The 1,349-nt window shown below is 72.7% G+C and carries 3 protein-coding genes; all 3 read right to left on the bottom strand.

Annotated elements, in window-relative coordinates; translation table 11 throughout:
- Positions 1-475, bottom strand: a 475-nt coding sequence (locus tag PROKR_RS35690; protein ID WP_245605909.1) for a DUF1648 domain-containing protein, incomplete at its 3' end; no start/stop codon positions are given.
- Entirely contained in the window at positions 472-825 is a 354-nt protein-coding gene (locus PROKR_RS20935; RefSeq protein WP_036966836.1) for a GntR family transcriptional regulator, read from the bottom strand. The genes PROKR_RS20935 and PROKR_RS35690, both read right to left, overlap by 4 nt.
- Positions 826-912: 87 nt before the next feature.
- A partial coding sequence (gene epsC / locus PROKR_RS20930) for a serine O-acetyltransferase EpsC (protein ID WP_084800573.1) occupies positions 913-1,349 on the bottom strand: 437 nt, incomplete at its 5' end.

The raw sequence follows: 1,349 nt of genomic DNA, 5'->3' as shown, positions 1-1,349 counted from the left end.
GGTCCGCGGGCACGAGCAGGGCGGCGACCACCGCCGGCACCGCCGGGCCGAGGAACGCGACGACGAGCAGCCAGCCCGGCATCCAGGCCTCCGCGGCGTCGGCCAGCCCGCGCTGAGCCCACAGGCTGCCCGCCAGGATCGTGCCGATGAACCCGCCGATCCACACGTTCATGGCGACCGAAAGGCGCCGCGTGCTCACGGCCCGGCCGCCGTAGAACCCGATCGCGGAGAACAGGGCGACGCAGGCCGCCCCCGTGCCGGCGAGCGCGGCGACGAAGGCGCCGAGGGGCATGAACCCGTCCGGCCCGCTGTCGGCGGACCAGTGCGTCGCCACCGGGTCGGGCAGGCTGTCCCGCCAGGAGAGCGCCACGCCCGCAGCCAGGGCGAGCAGGGACAGGCCGGCTAGGGCGCTGATCGCGATCTGGCCTCGTCTGGTGTGCCCGAGCCGTCGGTGCAGCAGGATCCCGGTGGTCATCTCATCGCCTCCTTGACGAGGGTCGCTGTGGCGTCCGGTGACAGGTGTGCCGCCTTCGCGGCGCGGATCAGGTCGTCGATCGCCCGCTCGACGGCGGAGAGCTCGGCCTGTGCCCGCCCCGTGACGATCGCTCCCCGGCCGCGGCGCAGGTCGACAAGCCCTTCGTCGCGCAGCACCTGGTAGGCCTTCAGGACCGTGTGCACGTTGACCTCGAGTGCCTGCGCGAGTTCGCGAGCCCCGGGGAGTCGCTCGCCGTGTGCGAGCTCTCCCTTGGCGACCCCGATGCGCACCCGAGCCACGAGCTGCTCGAACAGCGGCTCGTCGCTCGTGGGATCGATCCGGAACATCATGTGCAGAATGCTACTTGAGCTACTCCAACTAGAACAAGTGCTCGGGCGAACGAGATCGTCCGGCTCCTGCGGCGCGTTCCGAGGCCGTTAGATCGAGTACTCGATGAGCTCCGACGGGTCCTCGTTGCGGGACCGCTCCGCGACGGGCGCCTTCGGCACCCGGACCCGCGCGGGGATGCCCACCGCGACGGCCCCGGCGGGCACGTCCTTGACGACGACGGCGTTGGCGCCGATCTGCGCGTCGTCGCCGATCCAGACGGGGCCGAGCACCTTGGCGCCGGCGCCCACGGTCACGCGGTCGCCGAGCGTGGGGTGGCGCTTGCCGCGGCTGAGCGACCGGCCACCGAGGGTGACGCCGTGGTAGAGCATCACGTCGTCACCCACCACGGCGGTCTCGCCGATCACCACGCCCATGCCGTGGTCGATGAACATCCGCTGCCCCAGCCGGGCGCCCGGGTGGATCTCGATCCCGGTCGCCGCCCGCGCGAGCTGCGAGAGCAGCCGCGCGGGCAGGCGCATCGCCG

It is taken from the genome of Promicromonospora kroppenstedtii DSM 19349 (assembly GCF_000515355.1).
GTDB classification, from domain to species: domain Bacteria; phylum Actinomycetota; class Actinomycetes; order Actinomycetales; family Cellulomonadaceae; genus Promicromonospora; species Promicromonospora kroppenstedtii.
This window is presented reverse-complemented; position numbering and strand designations above follow the sequence as displayed.